The organism is Pseudomonas putida, assembly GCF_001976065.1.
GTDB classification, from domain to species: domain Bacteria; phylum Pseudomonadota; class Gammaproteobacteria; order Pseudomonadales; family Pseudomonadaceae; genus Aquipseudomonas; species Aquipseudomonas serbica.
Genome location: NZ_MNAH01000006.1, coordinates 137,439 through 161,405, shown reverse-complemented (window position 1 = coordinate 161,405; position 23,967 = coordinate 137,439). Strand labels below are relative to the sequence as shown.

The 23,967-nt window shown below is 60.3% G+C and carries 19 protein-coding genes; 13 read left to right on the top strand and 6 right to left on the bottom strand.

All coding sequences use genetic code 11. The features are described 5' to 3' along the window. The first annotated feature begins 14 nt into the window (after window positions 1–14). From BKX96_RS21015 to BKX96_RS21005, 3 genes are all read left to right on the top strand, one after another. On the top strand, window positions 15–3,290 hold the full coding sequence (locus tag BKX96_RS21015) for a transglutaminase family protein (RefSeq protein ID WP_077185394.1): 3,276 nt from the start codon (window positions 15–17) through the stop codon (window positions 3,288–3,290). Between the two features lie 88 nt (window positions 3,291–3,378). After that, window positions 3,379–5,865 (top strand): circularly permuted type 2 ATP-grasp protein, encoded by a 2,487-nt coding sequence (locus tag BKX96_RS21010; RefSeq protein ID WP_077185393.1) that lies wholly within the window; start codon window positions 3,379–3,381, stop codon window positions 5,863–5,865. Continuing rightward, window positions 5,865–6,806 carry a transglutaminase family protein gene (locus tag BKX96_RS21005; protein ID WP_046819825.1) on the top strand — a complete coding sequence of 314 codons (942 nt, stop codon included), beginning with the start codon at window positions 5,865–5,867 and terminating at the stop codon, window positions 6,804–6,806. The genes BKX96_RS21010 and BKX96_RS21005 overlap by 1 nt, the downstream gene beginning before the upstream one ends. 24 nt (window positions 6,807–6,830) lie before the next feature. Here the strand turns inward: BKX96_RS21005 and BKX96_RS21000 are convergent, their stop codons facing one another. Further along, a complete protein-coding gene (locus BKX96_RS21000) occupies window positions 6,831–7,010 on the bottom strand; it encodes a hypothetical protein (protein ID WP_046819824.1) in 180 nt (59 codons plus the stop codon). 69 nt (window positions 7,011–7,079) lie between these two features. After that, complete coding sequence (locus BKX96_RS20995; protein WP_077185392.1) at window positions 7,080–7,667, bottom strand: cytokinin riboside 5'-monophosphate phosphoribohydrolase; 588 nt, start codon at window positions 7,665–7,667, stop codon at window positions 7,080–7,082. Between the two features lie 344 nt (window positions 7,668–8,011). Here BKX96_RS20995 and azu point away from each other — a divergent pair, with 344 nt between their 5' ends. Then, window positions 8,012–8,458, top strand: coding sequence for an azurin (gene azu / locus BKX96_RS20990; protein WP_046819822.1), 447 nt, complete (start codon window positions 8,012–8,014; stop codon window positions 8,456–8,458). A 148-nt stretch (window positions 8,459–8,606) separates the two neighbouring features. Here azu and nadE read toward each other — a convergent pair whose 3' ends face one another. The 3 genes from nadE to BKX96_RS20975 all read right to left on the bottom strand — a co-directional run bounded on the left by nadE (window position 8,607) and on the right by BKX96_RS20975 (window position 11,618). Then, a complete protein-coding gene (gene nadE / locus BKX96_RS20985) occupies window positions 8,607–9,434 on the bottom strand; it encodes an NAD(+) synthase (protein WP_077185390.1) in 828 nt (275 codons plus the stop codon). A 4-nt stretch (window positions 9,435–9,438) separates the two neighbouring features. After that, window positions 9,439–10,653, bottom strand: coding sequence for a nicotinate phosphoribosyltransferase (gene pncB, locus BKX96_RS20980; protein ID WP_046819757.1), 1,215 nt, complete (start codon window positions 10,651–10,653; stop codon window positions 9,439–9,441). 77 nt (window positions 10,654–10,730) lie between these two features. Beyond that, the gene (locus tag BKX96_RS20975) at window positions 10,731–11,618 is read right to left on the bottom strand and encodes a LysR family transcriptional regulator (RefSeq protein ID WP_020797622.1); all 888 of its coding nucleotides are present in this window, start codon (window positions 11,616–11,618) and stop codon (window positions 10,731–10,733) included. A gap of 177 nt (window positions 11,619–11,795) precedes the next feature. Between BKX96_RS20975 and amaB the strand changes: the two genes are divergently transcribed. The 9 genes from amaB to BKX96_RS20925 all read left to right on the top strand — a co-directional run bounded on the left by amaB (window position 11,796) and on the right by BKX96_RS20925 (window position 22,779). Next, window positions 11,796–13,286 carry an L-piperidine-6-carboxylate dehydrogenase gene (gene amaB, locus BKX96_RS20970; RefSeq protein ID WP_046819756.1) on the top strand — a complete coding sequence of 497 codons (1,491 nt, stop codon included), beginning with the start codon at window positions 11,796–11,798 and terminating at the stop codon, window positions 13,284–13,286. Window positions 13,287–13,440: 154 nt separating this feature from the next. Then, window positions 13,441–14,724: an L-pipecolate oxidase gene (gene amaA, locus BKX96_RS20965; protein ID WP_077185389.1), complete on the top strand. Its 1,284-nt coding sequence runs from the start codon at window positions 13,441–13,443 to the stop codon at window positions 14,722–14,724. A gap of 363 nt (window positions 14,725–15,087) precedes the next feature. Continuing rightward, window positions 15,088–16,221, top strand: coding sequence for a branched-chain amino acid ABC transporter substrate-binding protein (locus BKX96_RS20960; protein ID WP_020797619.1), 1,134 nt, complete (start codon window positions 15,088–15,090; stop codon window positions 16,219–16,221). A gap of 230 nt (window positions 16,222–16,451) precedes the next feature. Continuing rightward, a complete protein-coding gene (locus tag BKX96_RS20955) occupies window positions 16,452–17,366 on the top strand; it encodes an ABC transporter permease subunit (RefSeq protein WP_046819754.1) in 915 nt (304 codons plus the stop codon). A 3-nt stretch (window positions 17,367–17,369) separates the two neighbouring features. Continuing rightward, on the top strand, window positions 17,370–18,653 hold the full coding sequence (gene livM / locus BKX96_RS20950) for a high-affinity branched-chain amino acid ABC transporter permease LivM (protein ID WP_046819753.1): 1,284 nt from the start codon (window positions 17,370–17,372) through the stop codon (window positions 18,651–18,653). Further along, window positions 18,650–19,522, top strand: coding sequence for an ABC transporter ATP-binding protein (locus BKX96_RS20945; protein WP_046819752.1), 873 nt, complete (start codon window positions 18,650–18,652; stop codon window positions 19,520–19,522). The genes livM and BKX96_RS20945 overlap by 4 nt, the downstream gene beginning before the upstream one ends. After that, complete coding sequence (locus BKX96_RS20940; RefSeq protein ID WP_046819751.1) at window positions 19,519–20,238, top strand: ABC transporter ATP-binding protein; 720 nt, start codon at window positions 19,519–19,521, stop codon at window positions 20,236–20,238. The genes BKX96_RS20945 and BKX96_RS20940 overlap by 4 nt, the downstream gene beginning before the upstream one ends. Window positions 20,239–20,960: 722 nt before the next feature. Beyond that, the gene (locus tag BKX96_RS20930; protein WP_077185388.1) at window positions 20,961–21,731 is read left to right on the top strand and encodes an SDR family oxidoreductase; all 771 of its coding nucleotides are present in this window, start codon (window positions 20,961–20,963) and stop codon (window positions 21,729–21,731) included. Between the two features lie 142 nt (window positions 21,732–21,873). Beyond that, window positions 21,874–22,779, top strand: coding sequence for a cation diffusion facilitator family transporter (locus BKX96_RS20925; RefSeq protein ID WP_046819749.1), 906 nt, complete (start codon window positions 21,874–21,876; stop codon window positions 22,777–22,779). Window positions 22,780–22,792: 13 nt separating this feature from the next. Here BKX96_RS20925 and BKX96_RS20920 read toward each other — a convergent pair whose 3' ends face one another. Continuing rightward, entirely contained in the window at window positions 22,793–23,926 is a 1,134-nt protein-coding gene (locus BKX96_RS20920) for an AGE family epimerase/isomerase (protein WP_077185386.1), read from the bottom strand. Between the last annotated feature and the right edge of the window lie 41 nt (window positions 23,927–23,967).

Sequence of the window (23,967 nt, the reverse complement as noted above, 5' to 3'; positions counted from 1 at the left end):
GCAGGAGGCACGCCGTGTCGATTCATGTCGCATTGCACCACGTCACACATTACCGCTATGACCGCGCTGTCGAGCTGGGTCCACAGATTGTTCGTCTGCGTCCGGCTGCCCACAGTCGCACGCGGATACTCTCCTATGCGCTGAAAGTCTCGCCCGAGCAGCATTTCATCAACTGGCAGCAGGACCCCCAGGGTAATTATCTGGCGCGGCTGGTGTTCCCGGAAAAAACCGACGAGCTGCGAATCGAAGTCGATCTGCTGGCGGAAATGGCGGTGTTCAATCCGTTCGATTTTTTCCTCGAGCCCTACGCCGAAAAGATTCCATTCGCCTACGCCACCGATGAGCGCAAGGAACTGGCGCCGTACCTGGAAACCCTGCCCCTGACGCCGAAGTTCCAGGCCTATCTGGACGGCATCGATCGCACGCCCCTGCCGGCGGTGGATTTCCTCGTAGCGCTCAACCAGCGTCTGAGCGACGACATCAACTACCTGATCCGCATGGAGCCGGGGGTGCAAACGCCCGAACACACCCTGGAGCAGGGCTCCGGTTCCTGCCGCGATTCGGCGTGGCTGCTGGTGCAACTGCTGCGCAACCTGGGACTGGCCGCGCGTTTCGTGTCGGGCTACCTGATTCAATTGACCGCCGACCTGAAAAGCCTGGATGGTCCTTCGGGCACCGACGTGGACTTCACCGACCTGCACGCCTGGTGCGAGGTGTACCTGCCCGGTGCCGGCTGGATCGGCCTGGATGCGACCTCCGGGCTGTTTGCCGGAGAAGGACACATTCCGTTGGCCTGTAGTCCCGATCCATCCTCTGCGGCACCGATCAGTGGCTTGGTGGAACCGTGCGAGTGCGAATTCAGCCATGAAATGTCGGTGGAGCGGATTTGGGAAGCCCCGCGGGTCACCAAACCCTACACCGAAGAGCAGTGGCAAGCGATCCAGGCCCTCGGTCATAAGATCGACGCCGACCTGCTGGCGGGCGATGTGCGCCTGACCATGGGCGGTGAACCGACGTTCGTGTCCATCGATGACCCGGACGGCGCCGAGTGGAACACTGCGGCGCTGGGCCCAACCAAGCGTCGACTGTCCGCCGAATTGTTCCAGCGCATGCGTAAACGTTATGCCCCGCAAGGCCTGGTGCATTTTGGCCAGGGCAAATGGTACCCGGGCGAACAACTGCCACGCTGGTCGCTCAATTGTTATTGGCGCCGCGACGGCGTGCCGATCTGGCACAACAGCGCGCTGATCGCCGACGAGCAGGCCGATTACGGCGCCGATGGCGCGCTGGCCGGGCGTTTCCTGGCGAGTGTCGCCGAGCGATTGAACATTGCGCCACGCTTTGTGTTTCCAGCGTACGAAGACAATTTCTATTACCTCTGGCGCGAAGGCGCATTGCCGCAAAACGTCAGCGCCGAAGACTCGCGACTCGAGGAGCCTCTGGAGCGCGCGCGTTTGCGCAAAGTCTTCAGTCAGGGCCTGGACAAGGTCATCGGCCAGGTCCTGCCGCTCGCACGCACCGCCAAGGGCGATCAATGGCAAAGCGGCCGCTGGTATCTGCGTGACGAGCACTGCCGCCTGGTGCCGGGGGACTCGCCGCTGGGGTATCGACTGCCACTGGCTTCGCAACCGTGGGTGAAGGCGGCGGAGTATCCGTTCATTCACCCCAACGATCCTAACCAGGATTTCCCGCCGCTGCCTGACGTCGGGCAACTACAGCGCCAGGGCGCGGCGGCACTGACTGAAGATCGGGTGCCGAAGGTCGATGAGTCCGCCGACTGGCTGACGCGCACCGCGTTCTGCGCCGAAGCGCGGGAAGGCCGGTTGTACCTGTTCATGCCACCGCTGGAGCGGGTCGAAGACTATCTGGAGCTGGTGGCCGCCATCGAAGCTACCGCCGAGGAACTGCATTGCCCGGTGTTGCTGGAAGGCTACGAGCCACCGAGCGATCCGCGTTTGAGCAACTTTCGCATCACCCCTGATCCGGGTGTGATCGAAGTCAACGTGCAACCTTCGGCGACCTGGGATGAACTGGTTGAACGCACCGAGTTTCTTTACGAAGAAGCGCGCCAGACCCGACTCACCACAGAGAAATTCCTGATAGACGGGCGGCATACCGGCACCGGTGGGGGTAACCATTTCGTACTGGGGGGCGCGACACCGGCTGACTCACCGTTTCTGCGGCGTCCGGATTTGCTGCGCAGCCTGATCAGCTACTGGCATAACCACCCTTCGCTGTCCTACCTGTTTTCCGGACTGTTCATCGGCCCGACATCCCAGGCCCCGCGCATTGATGAAGCGCGCAATGACGCCTTGTATGAGCTGGAGATTGCCTTCGCCCAGATGCCTGCGCCTGGCGAGGAGTGCGCGCCGTGGCTGGTGGACCGACTGCTGCGCAACCTGTTGATCGACGTGACCGGCAACACTCACCGCGCCGAGTTCTGCATCGACAAACTGTATTCGCCGGATGGTGCGACCGGTCGCCTGGGCTTGCTGGAGTTGCGCGCGTTTGAAATGCCGCCCCATGCGCGCATGAGCCTGGCCCAGCAGCTATTGCTGCGGGCGTTGGTCGCACGGTTCTGGCGCGAGCCTTATGCGCCGCCGAAATTGGCGCGCTGGGGCACGGAGCTGCACGACCGGTTCCTGTTGCCGCATTTTATCGAACAGGATTTCGCCGACGTTATCGACGACCTTGATGCCGCCGGCTATCCGGTGCGGGCCGAGTGGTTCGCGGCGCACCTGCAATTCCGCTTTCCCAAGGTTGGCGACTACGCGGTCAATGGCATCGAGCTGGAATTGCGCCAGGCACTTGAGCCATGGCATGTGCTGGGCGAGGAGGGCGCGGTCGGTGGCACGGTGCGCTACGTCGACTCGTCTCTGGAGCGCCTGCAGGTCAAGCTCAGCGGATTGGCGCCGCAACGCTATCTGCTGACCTGCAACGGCATACCTGTGCCGTTGCAGCCCACCGGACGGGTCGGTGAGTTCGTCGCCGGGGTGCGCTTCCGTGCCTGGCAACCGGCCAACTGTCTGCAGCCGACCATCCCGGTCCATGCGCCGCTGGTGTTCGACCTGCTCGACACCTGGATGGGGCGTTCGCTGGGCGGTTGCCAGTACCACGTCGCCCATCCGGGCGGGCGCAACTACGAGACCTTGCCAGTGAACGCCAATGAAGCCGAGAGCCGGCGCATGGCGCGTTTTTTCCGTATCGGACACACGCCGGGGAAACTTCCGATACCGAATATGGAAATTAACGACGAGCTGCCGATGACGCTCGATTTACGACGTTTCTAATTCGTACGCGACGCCCGGATTTTTCGTCTATCCGGGTGTCATGAGCGTGCGTTAGTCTGACCGATCATTGCTGTCTGCCGAGCTTTCCATGCCTGACCTGCTAGACCGCTACCCGCTGACGGCGGGCACCTATCACGAACTGCTCGACGACAGCGGTGCCGTACGGCCGCACTGGCGTCGGCTGTTCGATCAGTTGCAGCGCAGCACACCCGCGCAGTTGGTGCAGCGTCAGGCGCTGCTGGCCCGGCAGATCCAGGAAAACGGCGTCACCTATAACGTCTATGCCGATCCCAAGGGCGCCGATAGGCCCTGGGAGCTGGACTTGCTGCCCCATGTGATTGCCGCCGATGAGTGGGAGCGATTGTCCGCCGGCATCGCCCAGCGTGCGCGCTTGCTCAATGCCGTGCTGGCCGATCTCTATGGCCCGCAACGCTTGATCGCCGAAGGGCTGCTGCCGGCCGAGCTGGTATTTGGCCACAACAATTTCCTCTGGCCCTGTCAGGGCATCCAGCCGCCTGACGGCGCCTTCCTGCATCTGTACGCCGTGGATCTTGCGCGCACCCCCGATGGCCGCTGGTGGGTAACGGCGGACCGCACCCAGGCGCCGTCCGGGGCTGGCTACGCCCTGGAAAACCGCACCATCGTGTCCCGGGCCTTTCCCGAGTTGTACCGTGACTTGAAGGTGCAGCACCTGGCCGGATTTTTCCGCACCCTCCAGGAAACCCTGGCCCGCCAGGCGCCAAGCGACGAAGAGGCCCCCTTGGTGGTCCTGCTGACGCCGGGGCGTTTCAACGAAAGCTATTTCGAGCATCTTTACCTGGCGCGCCAGCTCGGCTATCCGCTGGTGGAGGGCGGCGACCTGACGGTTCGCGATGCCACGGTCTACCTGAAGACCCTCAGCGGCCTGCGTCGGGTCCATGCGATCATGCGCCGGCTCGATGACGACTTCTGCGATCCGCTCGAATTGCGCACCGACTCGGCCCTGGGCGTACCGGGCCTGCTTGAAGCCGTGCGGCAAGGACGGGTGCTGGTAGCCAACGCCCTCGGCAGCGGCGTGCTGGAGTCGCCGGGCTTGCTGGGCTTTCTGCCGAAGATCAATCAATTCCTGTTTGGCGAAGAGCTGATACTGCCGTCCATTGCCACTTGGTGGTGCGGGGAAGCACCGGTTCTGGCCCAGGCCCTGGAAAAACTGCCGGAACTACTGATCAAACCTGCGTTTCCTTCCCAGAGCTTTGCCCCGGTATTCGGTCGGGATTTGAGTGAAAAACAGCGCGATGAACTCACCGAGCGCATGCAGGCGCGTCCATATGCCTATGTAGCGCAAGAACTTGCCCAGCTGTCCCAGGCGCCTGTCTGGCAGGCCGAGGATGGTCTATTGCAACCCCGGGCCATCGGCATGCGAATGTATGCGGTAGCCAGTCGTGAAGGCTATCGGGTGTTGCCAGGTGGTTTGACGCGTGTGGCTGCGGAGGCGGATGCCGAAGTGGTGTCGATGCAGCGGGGCGGCGCAAGCAAAGACACCTGGGTGCTGGGGAATCGCCCACCCAGCGGCGAACAATGGAAAACCCAGCGTAACATCGGCGTACATGATCTGGTGCGGCGCGATCCGTATCTGCCATCGCGGGTAGTGGAAAACCTGTTCTGGTTTGGTCGGTACTGTGAACGCTGCGATGACAGTGCGCGATTACTACGCATCATGCTGGCACGGTATGTCGACGGCGATGACCCGCAGGCACTGGACGCTGCGGTCGATCTCGGCGAACGACTGAACCTGCTACCCGATGAAGGTGAACTGCCCGAGCGGTTGCTGGCCGCAATACTCGGCACCGACTGGCCATTCAGCCTGCGTTCCAACCTGCAGCGTTTGCAATGGGCGGCCTCGCAGGTGCGCGGCAAGCTCTCGCGGGAAAACTGGCAGGCGCTGGTCGAGTTGCAACGTGAAGCGATGGAGCTTGAGACCGACGAGCCGGACTTCGGTGAATTGCTGGATTTCCTCAACCGCCTGGTGATGTCTCTGGCAGCGCTGTCCGGTTTTGCGCTGGACGACATGACCCGGGACGAAGGCTGGCGATTCCTGATGATCGGACGGCGCATTGAGCGTCTGCAATTCCTCAGCGGCAGTCTGGCGGCGTTCCTGCGGGGCGCCGGCGCGTTCGATCAGGCGGGGCTGGAGTGGTTGCTGGAGCTGGGCAACAGCAGCATCACTTATCGTTCGCGGTATCTCGCAGTGGCGCAATTGATCCCGGTGCTCGACCTGTTGTTGCTTGACGAGCAGAACCCGCACGCGGTGCTTTTCCAGTTGAAACTGGTGACCCGCACGCTCAAACGCCTGTGCGACGACTTCGGCACGCCACGCGAAGCGGGGTTGCCGCAGTTGGTGGAGCGTTTGGCATGCTTCGACCTGGCCTGCCTGGAAAACCCTTTGTTTGGCACCGCCAGCGTCCGCGCGGCCATCGAAGGACTGGCCGATCTGCTGCAAGAGATCGCCGATGCCAGCGGGCAGGTCTCGGATCGCCTGGCCTTGCGTCATTTTGCCCATGTCGATGATGTCAGCCAGCGCACGGTGTCCGTCTGATGAGCGCTCACTACCAGATTTTCCACGATACCCATTATCACTACGACAGCCCGGTGTCCCTGGCCCAGCAACTGGCACATCTGTGGCCCAGGCCCTGTGCGTGGCAGCGTTGCTCCGATCAGCAACTGCAAATCAGCCCGGACCCGACTTCGCGCCGCGATGAACTGGATGTGTTCGGCAACCCGTTGACCCGCCTGGCGTTCGAACGTCCCCATGATGAACTGCTGGTCAATGCCAGCCTGACAATCGAGGTGCTGCCCCGAGCCTTGGTCGACTTCAATCAGTCTCCAGCGTGGGAGGCCACCCGCAGCGCGCTAACCTACAGCAGCCAGCCGCTTGCGCCTGAACTGCTCGAAGCCTGCCGATACCGGTTCGAATCCCCTTATGTGCATTTAAAGCGCAACTTCGTCGAGTTTTCCGAGAGCTGCTTTCCGGCAGGAAGGCCGCTGCTGCTCGGCGTCCAGGCCTTGATGGAGAAAATCTTCAGCGAATTCACTTTCGATGCCGAAGCGACGCAGGTAGCCACTCCGTTGGTGGAAGTACTGGAACGCCGGCGCGGGGTTTGTCAGGACTTTGCCCACTTGATGCTCGCTTGCGTGCGTTCCCGTGGATTGGCCGCGCGTTACATCAGCGGTTACTTGCTGACCCAGCCACCGCCCGGCCAGCCGCGCTTGATCGGCGCCGATGCGTCCCATGCCTGGGTGTCGGTGTATTGCCCGGTGTCGGGCTGGGTGGATTTCGATCCGACCAACAATGTGCAGCCGGCACTGGAGCACATCACCCTGGCCTGGGGCCGGGACTTCTCCGATGTGTCGCCGCTGCGTGGGGTCATTCTGGGGGGCGGCAACCATGACCCCGAAGTTCGCGTCACAGTGATGCCATTGCAGGAGCGGGGGTCAACAGCGAAGCTGCCAACCCCGGTCACAGATCCGTGGGCCTGATCAAATCATCCGGCCCGGAGGGACTCAGGCGTCGGGCGCCTGATCTTTCGGTGCATCAACATCGTCATCTGCCGCAACTTCACCGTCAGGGTTCAGTGCCGCTTCGTCAGCCATTGCTTTCTTGCGCTGAAGTTTTTCCTCTTTCTTCTGTTCCTTGGCCAGGTCTCTCTGACGTTTGGCGAAGGAGTAATTGGGTTTGGCCATGGGCGATCCTCTGGGGTCGAAGGTGAGGTTTGAGCGGCGCGTATTCTGCCCTGTATCGGTGCCAAGTCGTTAGTCGGGTTTTTGCTCGACCCACTTGGGCGCAACTGTCGGCTTCCAAAGATCGAGGGCGTTGAGCAGCGTCTGCGGCGATTCGCTCACCTGCAGCATGTCACGGTGTGCCGCGCGAACGAAGCCTTCGCCGACGATGTGATCAAGAAAACCGGTAAGTTTGCTGTAGAAACCATTCACTTCCAGCAAGCCCAGCGGTTTGCCATGGTAGCCCAATTGGCCCCAGGTCCAGACTTCGAACAATTCTTCCAGGGTACCCAGGCCGCCGGGCAGAGCGATGAAGGCATCGCTGAGTTCGGCCATCCGCGCCTTGCGCGCATGCATGCCGTCGACCACTTCCAGGCGGGTCAGGCCGCTGTGGCCGATTTCCTTGTCCTTGAGGCTCTGCGGGATGATGCCGATCACTTCGCCGCCCGCCGCCAATGCCGCGTCGGCAACAATACCCATCAGGCCCACGGCCCCGCCGCCGTAGACCAGGGTCAGCTTGCGTTCAGCCAATGCCTGGCCAAGGGCCACGGCTGCTTCACGATAAGCCGGGTTGGTGCCAGTGCTGGCGCCGCAGAATACACAAACGGATGTTAAAGACATGCCTTGCTCCAGGGTCGATCAGGGCCACAGAGTAAAGGCAGGCGCGCTACGCTCCAAGGGCTAAACTTCGCGCTTGGGCGTTTCGCAGGTACCGCTGGCACCGCAGGCGTACGCGGCGAGCAGGCTGCACAACAGGCTGTTGATGAACATGACAGACGCTCCAGAAAATGAGGACGGTCTGATGATAGGGCCGGGACAGACACCTGGCTGGTAGATTGTCTTGATCGGTCTCATAGCCCGAAAGTTGTATACAATTTTTGCTTCAGGTCATAGGAACTTGCGAAGTTTTCAGGCAGTCTTCTGTCCATTCGCATCATTCATTCACCCTGCCTTGGAGATTCACCATGTTTGCCAAACTTGTTGCGGTATCCCTGTTGACACTGGCCAGCAGCCAACTGATGGCTGCCGAGTGCAAGACGACCATCGATTCCACCGATCAGATGTCCTTCAACACCAAGGCCATCGAGATCGACAAGAGCTGCAAGACCTTCACCGTTGAACTGACCCACTCCGGCAACCTGCCGAAGAACGTCATGGGTCATAACTGGGTGCTGAGTAAAGAAGCCGACATGCAGCCGATCGCCACCGACGGCCTGAGCGCCGGCATCGACAAGAACTACCTGAAGGAAGGCGATGCCCGCGTTATCGCTCACACCAAGGTGATCGGCGCCAAGGAAACCGACTCGGTGACCTTCGACGTGTCGAAGCTCGACGCGGCTGAAAAATACGGCTTCTTCTGCTCGTTCCCGGGCCACATCTCGATGATGAAAGGCACGGTTACCCTGAAGTAATCGAATCACGCACATAAAAAAAGCGTCCACATGGGACGCTTTTTTTGTACCTCCTACAGATTTGTGTCGATCCCGTCATCGGGCAACGACAGATACCCCTGTAGGAGCTGGCTTGCCAGCGCTGGCGTCGGTCCAGACGCCACGTTACTCAAGGCGCAAACGGCATCACCCGCTTGTGATGGGTCTTGTTGTACGTATTGACGATGATCTTGAACGCTTCCTCACGCACCGGCTCGCCGTGCAGGAAGGCGTCGATCTCGGCGTAGGTCACGCCATGGGACGCTTCGTCTGGTTTGCCCGGTGACAGGTCTTCCAGGTCGGCCGTCGGGACTTTCTCTACCAGCGATTCCGGTGCACCGAAGCTGCGGGCGATGGCGCGGACCTGGTTTTTTACCAGTCCGCTGAGCGGTGCCAGGTCGCAGGCGCCGTCACCGAACTTGGTGAAGAAACCCATCACCGCTTCCGCTGCATGATCGGTGCCGATCACCAGGCCATGGGCTGCGCCAGCGATGGTGTACTGGGCGACCATGCGCATGCGCGCCTTGGTGTTGCCGAGGACGAAATCCACCGATACCGCATGCTTGCCTTCGAACGCTGCGACTTCGTTGGCCAGGGATTTGACCGCCGGGCCGATGTTCACCGTGTGGCGCTCGTCCGGATTGATGAAGTCCACCGAGGCCTGGGCGTCGTGTTCATCGAACTGGGTTTCGTACGGCAGGCGTACGGCAATGAACTTGTAACCGGCGTCACCACTGCGCTCGCGCAGTTCACGCATGGCGCGCTGGGCCAGCAGGCCGGCGGTCAGGGAGTCGACACCGCCACTGATGCCCAGCACCAGGGTCTTGAGCCCGGAATTGACCAGGCAATCCTGGATGAAGGTAATCCGCCGGGCGACTTCAGCTTCGAGGGCGGCTTCGTCGGCGAACGGTGGTTGTACCTTGAGCTGTTCAGCAATCTCACGCTGTACGGCTTGCATGAATTCACTCCTTGCTAGAGGGGGCAGGAACTTGGAAAACGTGTCGCAAATAGGCGACGAAATTCGGGTCTTTGCAGTGAGTCTTGCCGGGCTCGTCGGAGATTTTTGCCACCGGCGCGCCGTTGCAGGCAGTCATTTTAAGCACGATGCTCATGGGTTCGACACCTGGAATGTCACAGGTCAGGTTGGTGCCGATGCCGAAGCTGACATTGATACGACCTCGTAGCGCGCGGAATATGTCCAGTGCCTTGGGCAGCGTCAGGCTGTCGGAGAAGGTCAGGGTCTTGCTCATCGGGTCGATGCCGAGCTTGTGATAGTGCGCGATGGCCTTTTCTGCCCAGAGCACCGGGTCACCGGAATCGTGGCGCAAACCGTCGAAGAGCTTGGCGAAAAACAGGTCGAAGTCGCCGAGGAAGGCATCAATGGTAATGCAGTCGGTCAGGGCGATGCCAAGCAGGCCGCGGTATTCGCGAACCCAGCAATCGAGGGCGGCAATCTGGCTATCGATCAGCCGTGGGCCAAGTTGCTGGTGCGCCATGATCCATTCGTGGGCCATGGTGCCCAGCGGTTTCATATCCAGCTCCCGGGACAGGTGCACGTTGCTGGTGCCGACGAAACGTCCGGGGAAGTCGTGCTTGAGCACGTTCACCACTTCTTCCTGCACCCGGTACGAAAAGCGCCGGCGCGTGCCGAAATCGGCTACCTGCAATTGGGACAATTCATCGCTGCTGGCGTTGGCGGTCAGCCAGTCGAACTTGCGATACAGCTGCTCGCGCGCCTGTTCCAGGACGATTTCCCGATAGCGATAGCGATTACGCACTTCGCTGACGATCGCCAATATTGGCACCTCGAACAGGATCACATGCAACCACGGCCCACGCAGGCGGATGAACAGTTCACCGTTTTCGATGCCAGTGTGGATGTAGCGCAGGTTGAAGCGAAATAGCCCGAGAAAGCGCAGGAAATCCGGCTTCAGGAAGCTGATACGCTCCAGGAAACTCAATTGGTCGGCGCTCAGGCTCAGCTCGGCCAGCCGTTCGATCTGGAAACGGATCTCCGCCAGATAGGGGCGCAAATCCTCGCTGTTACGGCAACGAAACTCCCATTCGACTTCTACGTTGGGGTAGTTGTGCAGCACCGCCTGCATCATCGTCAGCTTGTAGAAGTCGGTGTCGAGCAGGTTCTGCACGATGCGATCGGCAAATACACTCTCGCTCATAACGGGGGTTCTCCACATGGAATAAGGCTAGTGGCGCATATCGGTGGTGGTTATTGCCAGTGATTTTTGAATAGGCCCTACACCTGCTCCAGCATCCACTTCACGAAATCGCGCACCTTGGGCACCTCCGCCGAGTGTTCGGGGTACGCCAGGTAATAGGCGTCGGTGCTGGGCATTGCATGCTGCCAGGGAATGACCAGTTTGCCGTCGGCCAGTTCCTCTTCCACCAGGAACCGTGGCAGCAGCGCCACGCCGCAGCCGACCTGCGCCGCGCGGATACACATATAGAAGGTTTCGAAGCGCGGGCCGTGGTAGCTGTGTTCGGTGTGGTAGCCCTGACTGTCGAACCAGTCGTGCCAGGCTTGGGGGCGGGAGGCGTTTTGCAGCAGGACCAGGTCGGTGAGTTGCGTCGGGTCGGTGAACGGCGTGTCGGGGAGGCTGCCTGGTGCACACACCGGCACAAGCTCTTCACTGAATAGCTTCAGGCATTCGGTACCAGGCCTTGAACCCTGGCCGAAGTAGAACGCCAGGTCGCTGCGACCTTGCAGCAGATCGTCGGCTTCCTGTTCATTGCACAGGTCCAGATGGATCGACGGATGGCGCAGGCGCCAGCCCTTGAGGCGTGGCACCAGCCAGCGCGCGCCGAAGGTCGAAGGTGTCGAAACGCGCAGGACTTCGGTTTCACCACCGTAGGAACGCAGGTAATGGGTCGACATCTCGACCTGGGTTAGGATTTTTCGTACTTCCACAAGGTACAAATCGCCCGCTGGCGTCATCTGCAGGCGCCGGCGAACCCGGCGAAACAGCAGGTGCTGCAGCAGCTCTTCCAGTTGCGCCACTTGTTTACTGACGGCGCTCTGGGTCAGGTTCAGCTCTTCCGCGGCCCGGGTGAAGCTCAGGTGGCGGGTCACGGCTTCGAAACACTGCAGCGCAGCGATCGAGGGCAAATAGCGTTTGTTCAGCATGGGCGATCCTTTTTGTACTTGTTTCTGTATTGCCAGCAATGCACAGCATGAATAAACGGAATGATATCTCTCTTAATGGTCGTTTGTTGAGTAACCTCGGGAGCGCTAAAACTACAGGTCTGATCAGTCGTGATCCGGCGACTGCACACGTTCCGTTTTTTGCTTGAGGAGTGACCCATGGTTGCCGCATTGCTTGATCGTCTTGGTGTGAACCCGGCCCTGTACCAGAACGGCAAGGTGCCGGTGCATTCGCCGATCGATGGCAGCACGATTGCCACCGTCAACTGGGAAGGTGCCGCTGAAGTCGAGCAGCACATCAGTCGTGCAGATCATGCATTTGAACTGTGGCGCAAGGTTCCGGCACCGCGTCGTGGCGAACTGGTGCGTCAACTGGGTGACATCCTGCGCGAATACAAGGCCGATCTGGGCGAGCTGGTGTCCTGGGAAGCGGGCAAGATCACTCAGGAAGGCCTGGGTGAAGTTCAGGAAATGATCGACATCTGCGACTTCGCCGTCGGCCTGTCGCGTCAACTGTATGGCTTGACCATCGCCTCCGAGCGTCCTGGCCACCACATGCGCGAGACCTGGCACCCGCTGGGCGTCGTCGGCGTGATCAGCGCCTTTAACTTCCCGGTCGCGGTCTGGGCCTGGAACGCGGCGCTGGCGCTGGTCTGCGGCAACCCGGTGATCTGGAAGCCGTCGGAAAAAACGCCATTGACCGCACTGGCCTGCCAGGCGCTGTTCGACCGCGTCCTGAAAAACTTCAGCGATGCGCCACCGCACCTGAGCCAGGTCGTCATTGGCGGGCGCGATGCCGGCGAAGCCTTGGTTGATGACCCGCGAGTCGCGCTGGTCAGCGCCACGGGCAGCACCCGCATGGGCCGTGAAGTGGCGCCGAAAATCGCCGCGCGTTTCGCCCGCAGCATCCTCGAGCTGGGCGGCAACAACGCGATGATCCTCGGCCCAAGCGCCGATCTGGACATGGCCGTTCGCGCGATCCTGTTCAGCGCCGTCGGCACTGCCGGTCAGCGCTGCACCACCCTGCGTCGCCTGATCGCCCATGAGTCGGTGAAAGAAGAAATCGTCACCCGCCTCAAGGCTGCCTACTCCAAAGTGCGCATCGGCCATCCGCTGGAAGGCAACCTGGTCGGCCCGCTGATCGACAAGCAAAGCTTCGACAACATGCAGGACGCGCTGGAACAGGCACTGAGCGAAGGCGGCCGGGTTTTCGGCGGCAAGCGTCAGCTGGAAGACAAATTCCCGAACGCCTACTACGTTTCGCCGGCCATCGTCGAAATGCCGGAACAGAGTGACGTGGTCTGCCATGAAACCTTCGCGCCGATCCTGTACGTGGTTGGCTATAGCGATTTCAACGAAGCCTTGCGCTTGAACAACGCCGTGCCACAAGGCCTGTCCTCCTGCATCTTCACCACCGACGTGCGTGAAGCCGAGCAATTCATGTCGGCGGTGGGCAGCGACTGCGGCATCGCCAACGTCAACATCGGGCCGAGCGGTGCGGAAATCGGTGGTGCGTTTGGGGGTGAGAAGGAGACTGGGGGTGGTCGTGAGTCGGGCTCCGATGCATGGCGCGGGTACATGCGCCGTCAGACCAATACCGTGAACTATTCGCTGGAGTTGCCGTTGGCGCAGGGAATTACGTTTGACTAAATCTCGAGTCAAACAGTGATCCCCTGTGGGAGCGGGCTTGCTCGCGAATGCAATCTGACAGTCGACATTATTGGTGGCTGACATACCGCTTTCGCGAGCACGCCTGCTCCCACACTGATTTGTGTGTTGGTTAGGTTTCTGTTGGAGTCTGGCAATGCCGTTACGCGAAGAGTGTCTGTGGGAAAAATTGACGCCACAAAGGCCCGACAATGCGGCGCTCAAGGGTGAAGTGAAGGTTGATGTCTGCGTCATTGGCGCCGGTTTTACCGGGCTGTCGGCGGCGGTGCATCTGCTGGAGCAGGGCAAGACGGTTTGTGTGCTGGAAGCCCATCGTGCAGGGCATGGCGGCTCGGGGCGCAACGTCGGGCTGGTCAATGCCGGGATGTGGATTCCACCGGACGAAATCGAAGCCGGGTTTGGAACGGCGGTGGGCAGTCAGCTCAACCGCATGCTTGGCGCAGCACCTTCCCTGGTGTTCAGCCTTGTGGACAAATACAACATCGATTGCCAGTTGCGCCGCGAAGGCACGCTGCACATGGCGCACAACGCCCGTGGCGAAGCGGATCTGCGCAGTCGTGAAGAGCAGTGGAAGCGCCGTGGCGCGCCAGTCGAGCTGCTGACGGGGCAAGCTTGCGAGCAAGCGACGGGCACCAAAAAAATCGCCGCCGCATTGCTCGATCGCCGTGCTGGCACGCTCAACCCGATGGCCTACACCACTGGGTTGGCCAAGGCGGCCGTTAGCCTGGGCGGTCAGTTGTTCGATCATTCCCCGGTCACCCGTCTTGAGCGTCAAGGTCAGCGCTGGTCAGTACAAACCGCGCAGGGTTCGGTGCTGGCCGAGCAAGTGGTGATCGCGTCCAACGCCTACACCGAAGGCGATTGGACCGAGCTGCGACGCAATTTCTTTCCCGGTTATTACTACCAGGTGGCTTCAGTCCCTCTGACCGAAGACGCCGCACAGCAAATCCTGCCCGGCGGCCAGGGCTCCTGGGACACCCGCCAGGTGCTCAGCAGCATTCGCCGGGACAAGGACGGGCGCCTGCTGCTCGGTAGCCTCGGCAATGGCAACCAGAAGCCGGCCTGGTTTCTCAAGGCCTGGGCCGATCGGGTCCAGCAGCATTACTTTCCCTATCTCAAACCGGTGGAATGGGAGTGCACCTGGACCGGGTGCATCGCCTTCACCCCCGATCATTTGATGCGCCTGTTCGAGCCTGCGCCCGGTTTAGTGGCAGTCACCGGTTATAACGGCCGGGGCGTGACCACGGGGACGGTGGTCGGCAAGGCTTTTGCCGATTACTTGTGTAACAAAAATCCTCAGGCGCTACCGATTCCCTTCGCACCCATGCAGCCATTGGCCGGCGTGGGGTTGCGCAGCTGTTTATACGAGGCGGGATTTTCGCTGTATCACGCGGGCCAGTGCTTGCGGATCGTGATTTGAATGTTGATTTTCGTAGTGGGAAGCGGCGCTTTTTCGATCAGCAGCTAGCCTGTAATGGTGCGGGTTGTAGCAGTCCCCGCACCAGCAGTGTGCACTTCGGTGACGCACGTTGTTACAGGCTGGTTGCACGTCGTTTGGTGCCGCGGTTGCAATGATGGCGCAGGCGGGTTGCGCCTCAAAAAAATAATGGTTTCACCTTCCGCGGTTTAGACGGTTGCACGCCCAATGAAAATGGGCCCGAGACAGTCGAAATAATAATAAAGCAGCGACTTTTTTAAGAATAAAAAACCGATGGCACGGCCCTTGCTCTGAGCAGTCAGTGAAGTCGCAGTGCCAATTAAAAAAACCATGGAGCACCACCTCATGTCCCAGACGTTTTACAAGAAAGGCTTTCTGGCCCTCGCAGTGGCAGCTGCGTTGGGTGTTTCTGCGTTTGCCCAGGCCGACATCAAGATCGGCGTAGCGGGTCCAATGACGGGCGCCAATGCGGCATTTGGCGAGCAGTACATGAAGGGTGCACAGGCAGCAGCCGATGCGGTCAACGCAGCGGGCGGCGTCAACGGGGAAAAAATCGTACTGGTCAAGGGCGATGACGCCTGCGAACCGAAACAGGCTGTAACGGTCGCCAAGGACCTGACGAACCAGAAAGTTGCCGGCGTGGTCGGTCACTTCTGCTCCTCGTCGACCATCCCGGCCTCCGAGATCTACGACGAAGCGGGCATCATCGCCATCACTCCAGGTTCCACCAACCCACAGGTTACCGAACGCGGCCTGAGCGCCATGTTCCGCATGTGCGGTCGTGACGACCAGCAAGGCATCGTGGCCGGCGACTACATCGTCGACGTGCTCAAGGGCAAGAAGGTTGTTGTCCTGCATGACAAGGACACCTACGGCCAAGGCCTGGCTGACGCTACGAAGGCCCAGTTGGTCAAGCGCGGCGTAACGCCTGTGCTGTACGAAGGCCTGACCCGTGGTGAGAAAGACTTCAGCACTATCGTAACCAAGATCCGCGGTGCCGGCGCCGACGTAGTCTACTTCGGTGGCCTGCACCCGGAAGCCGGTCCTCTGGTTCGCCAACTGCGTGAACAAGGCCTGAAGGACGTCAAGTTCATGTCTGACGACGGCATCGTGACCGACGAACTGGTAACCACCGCTGGCGGTCCGCAATTCGTCGACGGCGTGCTGATGACCTTCGGTGCAGACCCACGCCTGCTGCCAGACAGCAAGACCGTGGTAGACGCCTTCCGCAAGGCCGGTACCGAGCCTGAAGGCTATACCCTGTACGCCTACGCTTCGGTCCAGACCCTGGCGGCGGCTTTCAACGGCGCCAAATCCAACAAGGGCGAAGAAGCGGCTGCGTGGCTGAAGAAAAACCCGGTCAAGACCGTCATGGGCGAGAAGACCTGGGACAGCAAGGGCGACCTGAAGGTCTCCGACTACGTGGTTTACCAGTGGGACAAGGATGGCAAATACCACCAGCTGGAAAAACAGAAGTAAGGGCTGACCCGATCAGCTGAACCCCACTGATCCTTTGTGGGAGCGGGCTTGCCCGCGAAGGCGCCAGACCAGTCGACAGCGTGTTGACTGATGCACCGCTTTCGCTGGCAAGCCAGCTCCTACAGGGGCGGTGTGGGACCCTGACTGACATTGCTCCGACGTAAATCTGTATTTTCCTTAGAAGAACCGCGCAGCCACCTGTGCAGGTTCTCATTGCGTGAGATTGCGTTATGGATGGTATTTTCCTGCAGCAACTGGTCAACGGCCTGACCCTCGGGTCGGTCTATGGCCTGATCGCCATCGGCTACACAATGGTCTATGGCATCATCGGCATGATCAACTTCGCCCACGGCGAGGTTTACATGATTTCCGCTTACCTCGCGGCGATCAGTCTGGCTCTGCTGGCATACTTCGGTATTGAATCCTTCCCTCTGCTGATGCTCGGCACCCTGATCTTCACCATCGTCGTCACGGCGGTGTACGGCTGGGTCATCGAGCGCGTCGCCTACAAACCCCTGCGTAACTCCACCCGACTGGCACCGCTGATCAGCGCCATCGGTATCTCGCTGATCCTGCAAAACTATGCGCAGATCGCCCAGGGTGCCAAGCAACAGGGCGTCCCGACGTTGCTCACGGGGGCCTGGCGTGTCGAGGTCGGAACAGGTTTCGTGCAGTTGACCTACACCAAGGTGTTCATCCTGGTCGCCGCGTTTGTCGGCATGGCCGCGCTGACCTACATCATCAAGTACACCAAGCTCGGCCGCATGTGCCGCGCGACCCAGCAAGACCGCAAGATGGCTTCGATCCTGGGGATCAACACCGACCGGGTGATTTCCTATGTGTTCATCATCGGTGCAGCGATGGCGGCCCTGGCCGGCGTGCTGATCACCATGAACTACGGCACGTTCGACTTCTATGCCGGCTTCATCATCGGCATCAAGGCCTTCACTGCCGCGGTGCTCGGCGGGATCGGCTCACTGCCAGGCGCCATGCTGGGCGGGATCATCCTCGGGATTTCCGAGTCGCTGTTCTCTGGCCTGGTGAACTCGGACTACAAAGACGTTTTCAGCTTCTCGCTGCTGGTTCTCGTTCTGGTCTTTCGGCCCCAAGGCCTGCTCGGCCGTCCTCTTGTGTCGAAGGTGTAAGCGATGTCCTCAACCACTAAAAAAACCATTGATCTCAAAAAAAGTCTGGTTGACGCGATTCTTGCCGGCCTCATCGCCCTGATCGTGTTCGGGCCGATTGTCGGCGTTGTCCTCGAAGGCTACGGATTCAACCTGGAAACCACTCGCGTGGCGTGGATCGTCGCTATCGTCATGGCCGGTCGCTTTGCCTTGAGCATGTTCCTGCAAACCCCCAAGGGTTTGAGCATCCTCGAAGGCTTTGAAAGCACCGGTTCCGGAGTTCATGTACTGGCACCTGACTACAAGTCGCGCCTGCGCTGGATCATCCCGTTGATGATCGTCATCGCCGTGGTGTTCCCGTTTTTCTCCAACTCCTACCTGCTGGGCGTGGTCATCCTCGGGTTGATCTACGTGTTGCTGGGCCTGGGGCTGAACATCGTGGTCGGCCTGGCCGGCCTGCTTGACCTGGGTTACGTGGCGTTCTACGCCATCGGTGCCTACGGCCTTGCACTCGGTTATCAGTACCTGGGGCTGGGTTTCTGGACGGTGCTGCCGCTGGCGGCGATCACCGCCGGGCTGGCCGGTTGCATCCTCGGGTTCCCGGTGCTGCGCCTGCACGGTGACTACCTGGCGATCGTGACCCTGGGCTTTGGTGAAATCATCCGGCTGATCCTCAACAACTGGCTGTCCCTGACCGGCGGCCCGAACGGCATGCCGGCACCACTGCCGACCTTCTTCGGCCTGGAATTCGGCAAGCGCGCGAAGGACGGCGGCGTGCCGTTCCACGAGTTCTTCGGCATCGCCTACAACCCGGATGTGAAGTACTACTTCATCTACGCGGTGTTGTTCCTGGTGGTTCTGGCCGTGTTGTACGTCAAGCATCGTCTGGTCAAGATGCCTGTCGGCCGCGCCTGGGAAGCCCTGCGTGAAGACGAAATCGCCTGCCGCTCCATGGGCTTGAACCACGTGCTGGTCAAGCTCTCGGCATTCACCATCGGCGCATCGACGGCCGGTCTGGCCGGCGTGTTCTTCGCCACCTACCAAGGGTTCGTCAACCCGACCTCGTTCACCTTCTTCGAATCGGCCCTGATCCTCGCCATCGTGGTCCTTGGTGGCATGGGCTCGACCATCGGCGTGGTGATTGCCGCCTTCGTCCTGACCGTGGCCCCGGAACTGCTGCGTGGCTTCGCCGAATACCGCGTGCTGCTGTTCGGCATCCTGATGGTGTTGATGATGATCTGGCGACCGCGCGGCCTGATTCGGATCAGCCGTACCGGTGTGACCCCGCGTAAAGGAGTAGCGCCATGAGCGAAGTCGTACTCTCCGTAGAGAAGCTGATGATGCACTTTGGCGGCATCAAGGCGTTGAATGATGTCAGCCTGAAGGTCAAGCGCAACTCGATCTTCGCCCTGATCGGCCCCAACGGCGCCGGCAAGACTACCGTGTTCAACTGCCTGACGGGGTTCTACAAGGCCTCCGGCGGCAAGATCGAACTCAATGTGCGCGGGCAGCAGACCAACGTCATCAAGCTGCTCGGCGAATCGTTCAAGGCGACCGATTTCGTCTCGCCCAAAAGCTTCATCACCCGGCTGCGCTACAAGATGTTCGGCGGCACCCACCTGGTGAACCGTGCTGGCCTGGCGCGGACGTTCCAGAACATTCGCCTGTTCAAGGAAATGTCGGTGCTGGAAAACCTGCTGGTGGCCCAGCACATGTGGGTCAACCGCAACATGCTGGCCGGTATCCTTAATACCAAGGGCTACCGCAAGGCCGAAAGCGATGCACTGGACCACGCCTTCTACTGGCTGGAAGTGGTGGACCTGGTGGACTGTGCCAACCGTCTGGCGGGCGAACTGTCCTACGGCCAGCAACGCCGTCTGGAAATTGCCCGGGCCATGTGCACCCGTCCGCAGATCATCTGCCTGGACGAGCCGGCCGCCGGCCTCAACCCTCAGGAAACCGAAGCGCTGAGCGCGATGATCCGTCTGCTGCGCGACGAGCACGATCTGACCGTGGTGCTGATCGAACACGACATGGGCATGGTAATGAGTATTTCCGACCACATCGTGGTACTGGACCACGGCGTCGTCATCGCCGAGGGAGGTCCCAACGAAATTCGCAACGATCCGAAAGTGATTGCCGCCTATCTGGGCGCGGATGAAGAGGAGCTCGTATGACTAACGGAGCCATCCTCGAACTCAAGGATCTGGATGTGTTCTACGGGCCGATCCAGGCGCTGAAGAACGTCTCGCTGCACATCAACGAAGGGGAAACCGTCAGCCTGATCGGCTCCAACGGTGCCGGCAAGTCGACCCTGCTGATGTCGATCTTCGGTCAGCCGCGGGCGGCAGGCGGGCAGATCCTCTACCAGGGCGTGGACATCACCCACAAGTCGTCGCACTACATCGCCTCCAACGGCATTGCACAGTCGCCGGAAGGGCGGCGGGTGTTCCCCGACATGACCGTCGAGGAAAACCTGCTGATGGGCACCATCCCCATTGGCGACAAATACGCCAAGGAAGACATGCAGCGCATGTTCCAGCTGTTCCCGCGGCTCGAAGAGCGGCGCACCCAGCGCGCAATGACCATGTCCGGTGGCGAGCAGCAGATGCTGGCCATCGCCCGGGCCCTGATGAGCCGGCCAAAGTTGCTCTTGCTCGATGAGCCGAGCCTTGGGCTGGCGCCCATCGTGGTCAAGCAGATCTTCGCGACCCTGCGGGAACTGGCCAAGACCGGCATGACCATTTTCCTGGTCGAGCAGAACGCCAACCATGCACTTCGGTTGTCGGACCGGGCATACGTGATGGTCAATGGCGAGATTCGCATGACCGGTACTGGCAAGGAGCTGCTGGTCAACGAGGATGTGCGTAACGCGTATCTCGGCGGGCACTAAACCTTAGCGTCCAATGAAAACGCCCTGAGAAATCAGGGCGTTTTTTTTCGTCCGTTTGTGGTAACGGAAATTGTGGAAAACAAAATTGGCGACCTCCCAAACCGCGACATAAAGCCGCTGCAAATGGTTGTTTTGTCACGGTTTTGACTTGTCCCCGTTTACTGTGGAACTGGCTGTGAATAACGTGGGAGTAGCTGGCTGAAAGCCTTTGAATCCGTGGCCTGCAGAGCTGTGGTTGTTTTTTGATCAGGCTTTTTTTCGGGCCTTCAAGGTGGCTTTGTCAACCTTTTTATTAAGGAGGAAAGCGCAGTGAAATACAGTGGGCAAGCCTGTGGATAAGTCTGTGATTAAACTCTGGAAAGACTCGGCTGAGGGCCGTGGTTACTGGCTTGGCGCCACTGCAGGCTTGACCGCCCGGTCGGGAAATTGACCCCCGGCTACACAGCAGGCCGATGCGGGTCAAGCAAAAAAGTTTCAAATCTGCCCGCAAAGCCTTGTGGATAGCGGCTTTCAGCTTTTCCACTTGCCCCCGGAAAGTGTGGATGGGGCTGTGGATAACGTGCGCGCACATGTCTGCAAGCCACGGTCTGCAAGGTGTTGCAAGCTTTGCTCGTTTTTTGTACAGATAGCGCGCCGGTTGCCGCTGTGCGCAAGGCCGGGCATGCTGCCTGCTGATTTTCTATTCCAATGGCTGGCGAATCAGCCGTAGCAAGGAGAACACCATGTCCAACACCCTGTTTATCACCGGCGCGACTTCCGGTTTTGGTGAAGCCTGTGCCCGTCGTTTTGCCGAGGCCGGCTGGAAACTGGTGCTGACGGGGCGTCGTGAAGAGCGCCTCAATGCCCTGTGCGCCGAGTTGTCGAAGCAGACCGAAGTGCATGGCCTGGTGCTCGATGTGCGTGACCGCAAGGCTATGGAAGAAGCCATTGCCAACCTGCCGCCGTCCTTCGCCAAGCTGCGCGGACTTATCAACAACGCAGGCCTGGCCCTGGGTGTCGACCCTGCGCCCAAGTGCGACCTGGACGATTGGGATACCATGGTCGATACCAACGTCAAAGGCCTGATGTACAGCACCCGCTTGCTGTTGCCGCGCCTGATCGCCCATGGCCGTGGCGCCGGTATCGTCAACCTGGGATCCATCGCGGGCAACTATCCGTACCCGGGCAGCCACGTGTATGGCGCCACCAAGGCGTTCGTCAAACAGTTCTCCCTGAACCTGCGTTGCGACCTTCAGGGAACCGGCGTGCGGGTCAGCAACATCGAACCGGGCCTGTGCGAAAGCGAGTTCTCCCTGGTACGTTTCGCCGGTGACCAGGAGCGTTACAACGCAACCTACGCCGGTGCCGAGCCGATCCAGCCGCAAGACATCGCCGACACCATTTTCTGGGTCCTCAATGCGCCGGCGCATATCAACATCAACAGCCTGGAGCTGATGCCGGTGAGCCAGACCTGGGCCGGGTTTGCGATTGATCGCAGTGGTGGCAAGGCTTAAGACCGCGTTATGGCCATTCGCGAGCAGGTTCAGCGCGATCCTCGTGGGAGCGAGCCTGCTCGCGAAGAGGCCGGAACAGACAGCGCCTGACATCAGCTAGACTCCTCACCCAACAAACCGTCTTAAGGTTCGGGGAGATCCTGTGAGCAATCGAGGCGAGCAGTCGCTGCTCAAGCAATCGACCTTCCTGATGCTGGCCGTGGCGATCGCCGGGATCGTCACCGGCGTTGTCTCAGGCGCCCAATCCATCCTGTTCGATGGCTTCTTCTCGCTGATCGCGACCTTCATCAAGGTGCTGATGCTCATCACCGCGAAGTTGATCGCCAAGGAAAGCAACCAGCGCTTCCAGTTTGGCTTCTGGCACCTGGAACCCATGGTGTTGCTTATCGAAGGCAGCTTCCTGTTCCTGATCGCCATCTACGCGTTTCTCAACGGTGTGTTCGGCATCATCAATGGTGGTCGCGAGATCGAGCTTGGGCTGGTGATCGTCTACGCCGCGGTGTTTACCGTCGTTGAGTTCGCCTATTTCTTCTACGTGCGCCATCGCAACCGCAAGCTGAAATCAACGCTGCTGCAATTCGACAACATCAGCTGGCTGGTGGATGCGATGCTGTCAGCAGGCTTGCTGGTGAGCTTCCTCGCCGCACTGTTGCTGAAGACCCAGGGTTACGCCCAGTGGGCGATTTATGTCGATCCGCTGATCCTGATTCTGCTGGCCCTGAGCATGCTCGCGCCGGCCTTCAAGATTCTTGGCCCGGCATTGCGCGATGTGCTGGGAATCGCCCCGGATCAATTGGATGAGAAAGTGAATCAGGTACTGGCGGCGGCGAAGATCGAGCATGGTTTCGACGACTACATTTCCTACGTGCAGAAACACGGCCGGGCCTGTTTTATCGAGATTCACATCGTATTGCCGACCAATTATCGGCTTAACAGCGTGGTGCAGCTGGATGCGCTGCGAGAGGAAATTTCCGCGAAGCTCGGCAAGCCCGATGCGGCGAGATGGCTGACCATCAGCTTTACCGGGGATCGCAAGTGGATTGCGTAAAGTGATCGTTCAGTCAGCGAAGATACTCAGCCAATCCACGATAACAAGTCGCCAAGTGATAAGGCGTAGTCGACGGCATGTCCAGACGGCTCACTTCACCTTGCTCATCGCGGCACTCATACCAGCCCCCCGCATGCAGTGATCGCTGCTGCAAGGCCTGCAACTGGCGCAGTACCGCAGCCTCGCTGCCCGGCCGCAGCGTCAATGCGCGCAAGTACTCGGCCTGGGCCCAGATGCGCTGCGTTGCGTCCCGAGAAGCGCCATCCGGCCCCAGATCAAGCATGGCCCGCACGGCACCGGTCTGTTGATCGACGCCCAGTTGTTCGGTAAAGGCGAAGGCGCGCTCCAGCGAGGCATGCAAGGGTGACCCGCGTAGCAACTCGGACGACTCCAGCAGGAAATACCATTCGAACTGATGCCCCGGTTCGAACCAGTTATCCACAGTACCCAGCGGTTTTTCCATCAGCACGCCGTGTTGCGGATCGATAAAACGCTGCTGCATCCCTGTGCATAAGTCGACAAGCGCCTGTTGCACTGCGCAGTCTTCACGCACCGACAGCGTGGCGAGGAAGGCTTCAGCCAGGTGCATCAACGGATTCTGCAGCGGACCGCTGTTCAACGACGACCAGTCACGATCGAGGCTCGCTTCGTAGAGGCCGTCACCGCTGGCAAAACGTTGCGCGATCACTTCCAGGGCGGCGTTGAGCACCGATTCCACCAGCGGCTCGCGGACTTTGTCCCAGTAATGGGCACAGGCGAACAGAATAAATGCGTGGGTGTAGAGGTCTTTACGCTGATCCAGCGGCGCGCCCTGTGGGTCGATGCTGTAGAACCAGCCGCCGTGCTCGGCATCGTGGAAGTGCCGCTGCAAGGAACGGAACAACGCCGCCGCACGCTCCCGGGCACCTGGCACTTGGTCGATCAGGCTGGCAAACAGATACAACTGCCGCGCGCAGGCCATGGCCCGGTAGCGTTGCGGGGGCAGCGGAGTGTGCTCGGCGTCCAGCGCCTCGTAGGGGAGCGCCATGTCGGCATTCCAGCCGGGACCTTGCCAGAGCGGCACGATCACGTCCTGGAAGTGCTGTTGCACCGAGGCAAACAGGGCGGTCAGTTCAGGCTGGGAGGCGGAGCGGGAAACAGGCGGCATTGGCTGGCGTCGTCACGGCAGGGTTGATTGCGCGACATGTT

Bases quoted from the DNA above. Each gene is read 5' to 3' on its own strand.
- BKX96_RS21010 (WP_077185393.1), top strand. From the start codon at position 3,379: ATGCCTGACCTGCTAGACCGCTACCCGCTGACGGCGGGCACCTATCAC.
- BKX96_RS21005 (WP_046819825.1), top strand. From the start codon at position 5,865: ATGAGCGCTCACTACCAGATTTTCCACGATACCCATTATCACTACGAC.
- BKX96_RS21000 (WP_046819824.1), bottom strand. From the start codon at position 7,010: ATGGCCAAACCCAATTACTCCTTCGCCAAACGTCAGAGAGACCTGGCC.
- BKX96_RS20995 (WP_077185392.1), bottom strand. From the start codon at position 7,667: ATGTCTTTAACATCCGTTTGTGTATTCTGCGGCGCCAGCACTGGCACC.
- azu (WP_046819822.1), top strand. From the start codon at position 8,012: ATGTTTGCCAAACTTGTTGCGGTATCCCTGTTGACACTGGCCAGCAGC.
- nadE (WP_077185390.1), bottom strand. From the start codon at position 9,434: ATGCAAGCCGTACAGCGTGAGATTGCTGAACAGCTCAAGGTACAACCA.
- pncB (WP_046819757.1), bottom strand. From the start codon at position 10,653: ATGAGCGAGAGTGTATTTGCCGATCGCATCGTGCAGAACCTGCTCGAC.
- BKX96_RS20975 (WP_020797622.1), bottom strand. From the start codon at position 11,618: ATGCTGAACAAACGCTATTTGCCCTCGATCGCTGCGCTGCAGTGTTTC.
- amaB (WP_046819756.1), top strand. From the start codon at position 11,796: ATGGTTGCCGCATTGCTTGATCGTCTTGGTGTGAACCCGGCCCTGTAC.
- amaA (WP_077185389.1), top strand. From the start codon at position 13,441: ATGCCGTTACGCGAAGAGTGTCTGTGGGAAAAATTGACGCCACAAAGG.
- BKX96_RS20960 (WP_020797619.1), top strand. From the start codon at position 15,088: ATGTCCCAGACGTTTTACAAGAAAGGCTTTCTGGCCCTCGCAGTGGCA.
- BKX96_RS20955 (WP_046819754.1), top strand. From the start codon at position 16,452: ATGGATGGTATTTTCCTGCAGCAACTGGTCAACGGCCTGACCCTCGGG.
- livM (WP_046819753.1), top strand. From the start codon at position 17,370: ATGTCCTCAACCACTAAAAAAACCATTGATCTCAAAAAAAGTCTGGTT.
- BKX96_RS20945 (WP_046819752.1), top strand. From the start codon at position 18,650: ATGAGCGAAGTCGTACTCTCCGTAGAGAAGCTGATGATGCACTTTGGC.
- BKX96_RS20940 (WP_046819751.1), top strand. From the start codon at position 19,519: ATGACTAACGGAGCCATCCTCGAACTCAAGGATCTGGATGTGTTCTAC.
- BKX96_RS20930 (WP_077185388.1), top strand. From the start codon at position 20,961: ATGTCCAACACCCTGTTTATCACCGGCGCGACTTCCGGTTTTGGTGAA.
- BKX96_RS20920 (WP_077185386.1), bottom strand. From the start codon at position 23,926: ATGCCGCCTGTTTCCCGCTCCGCCTCCCAGCCTGAACTGACCGCCCTG.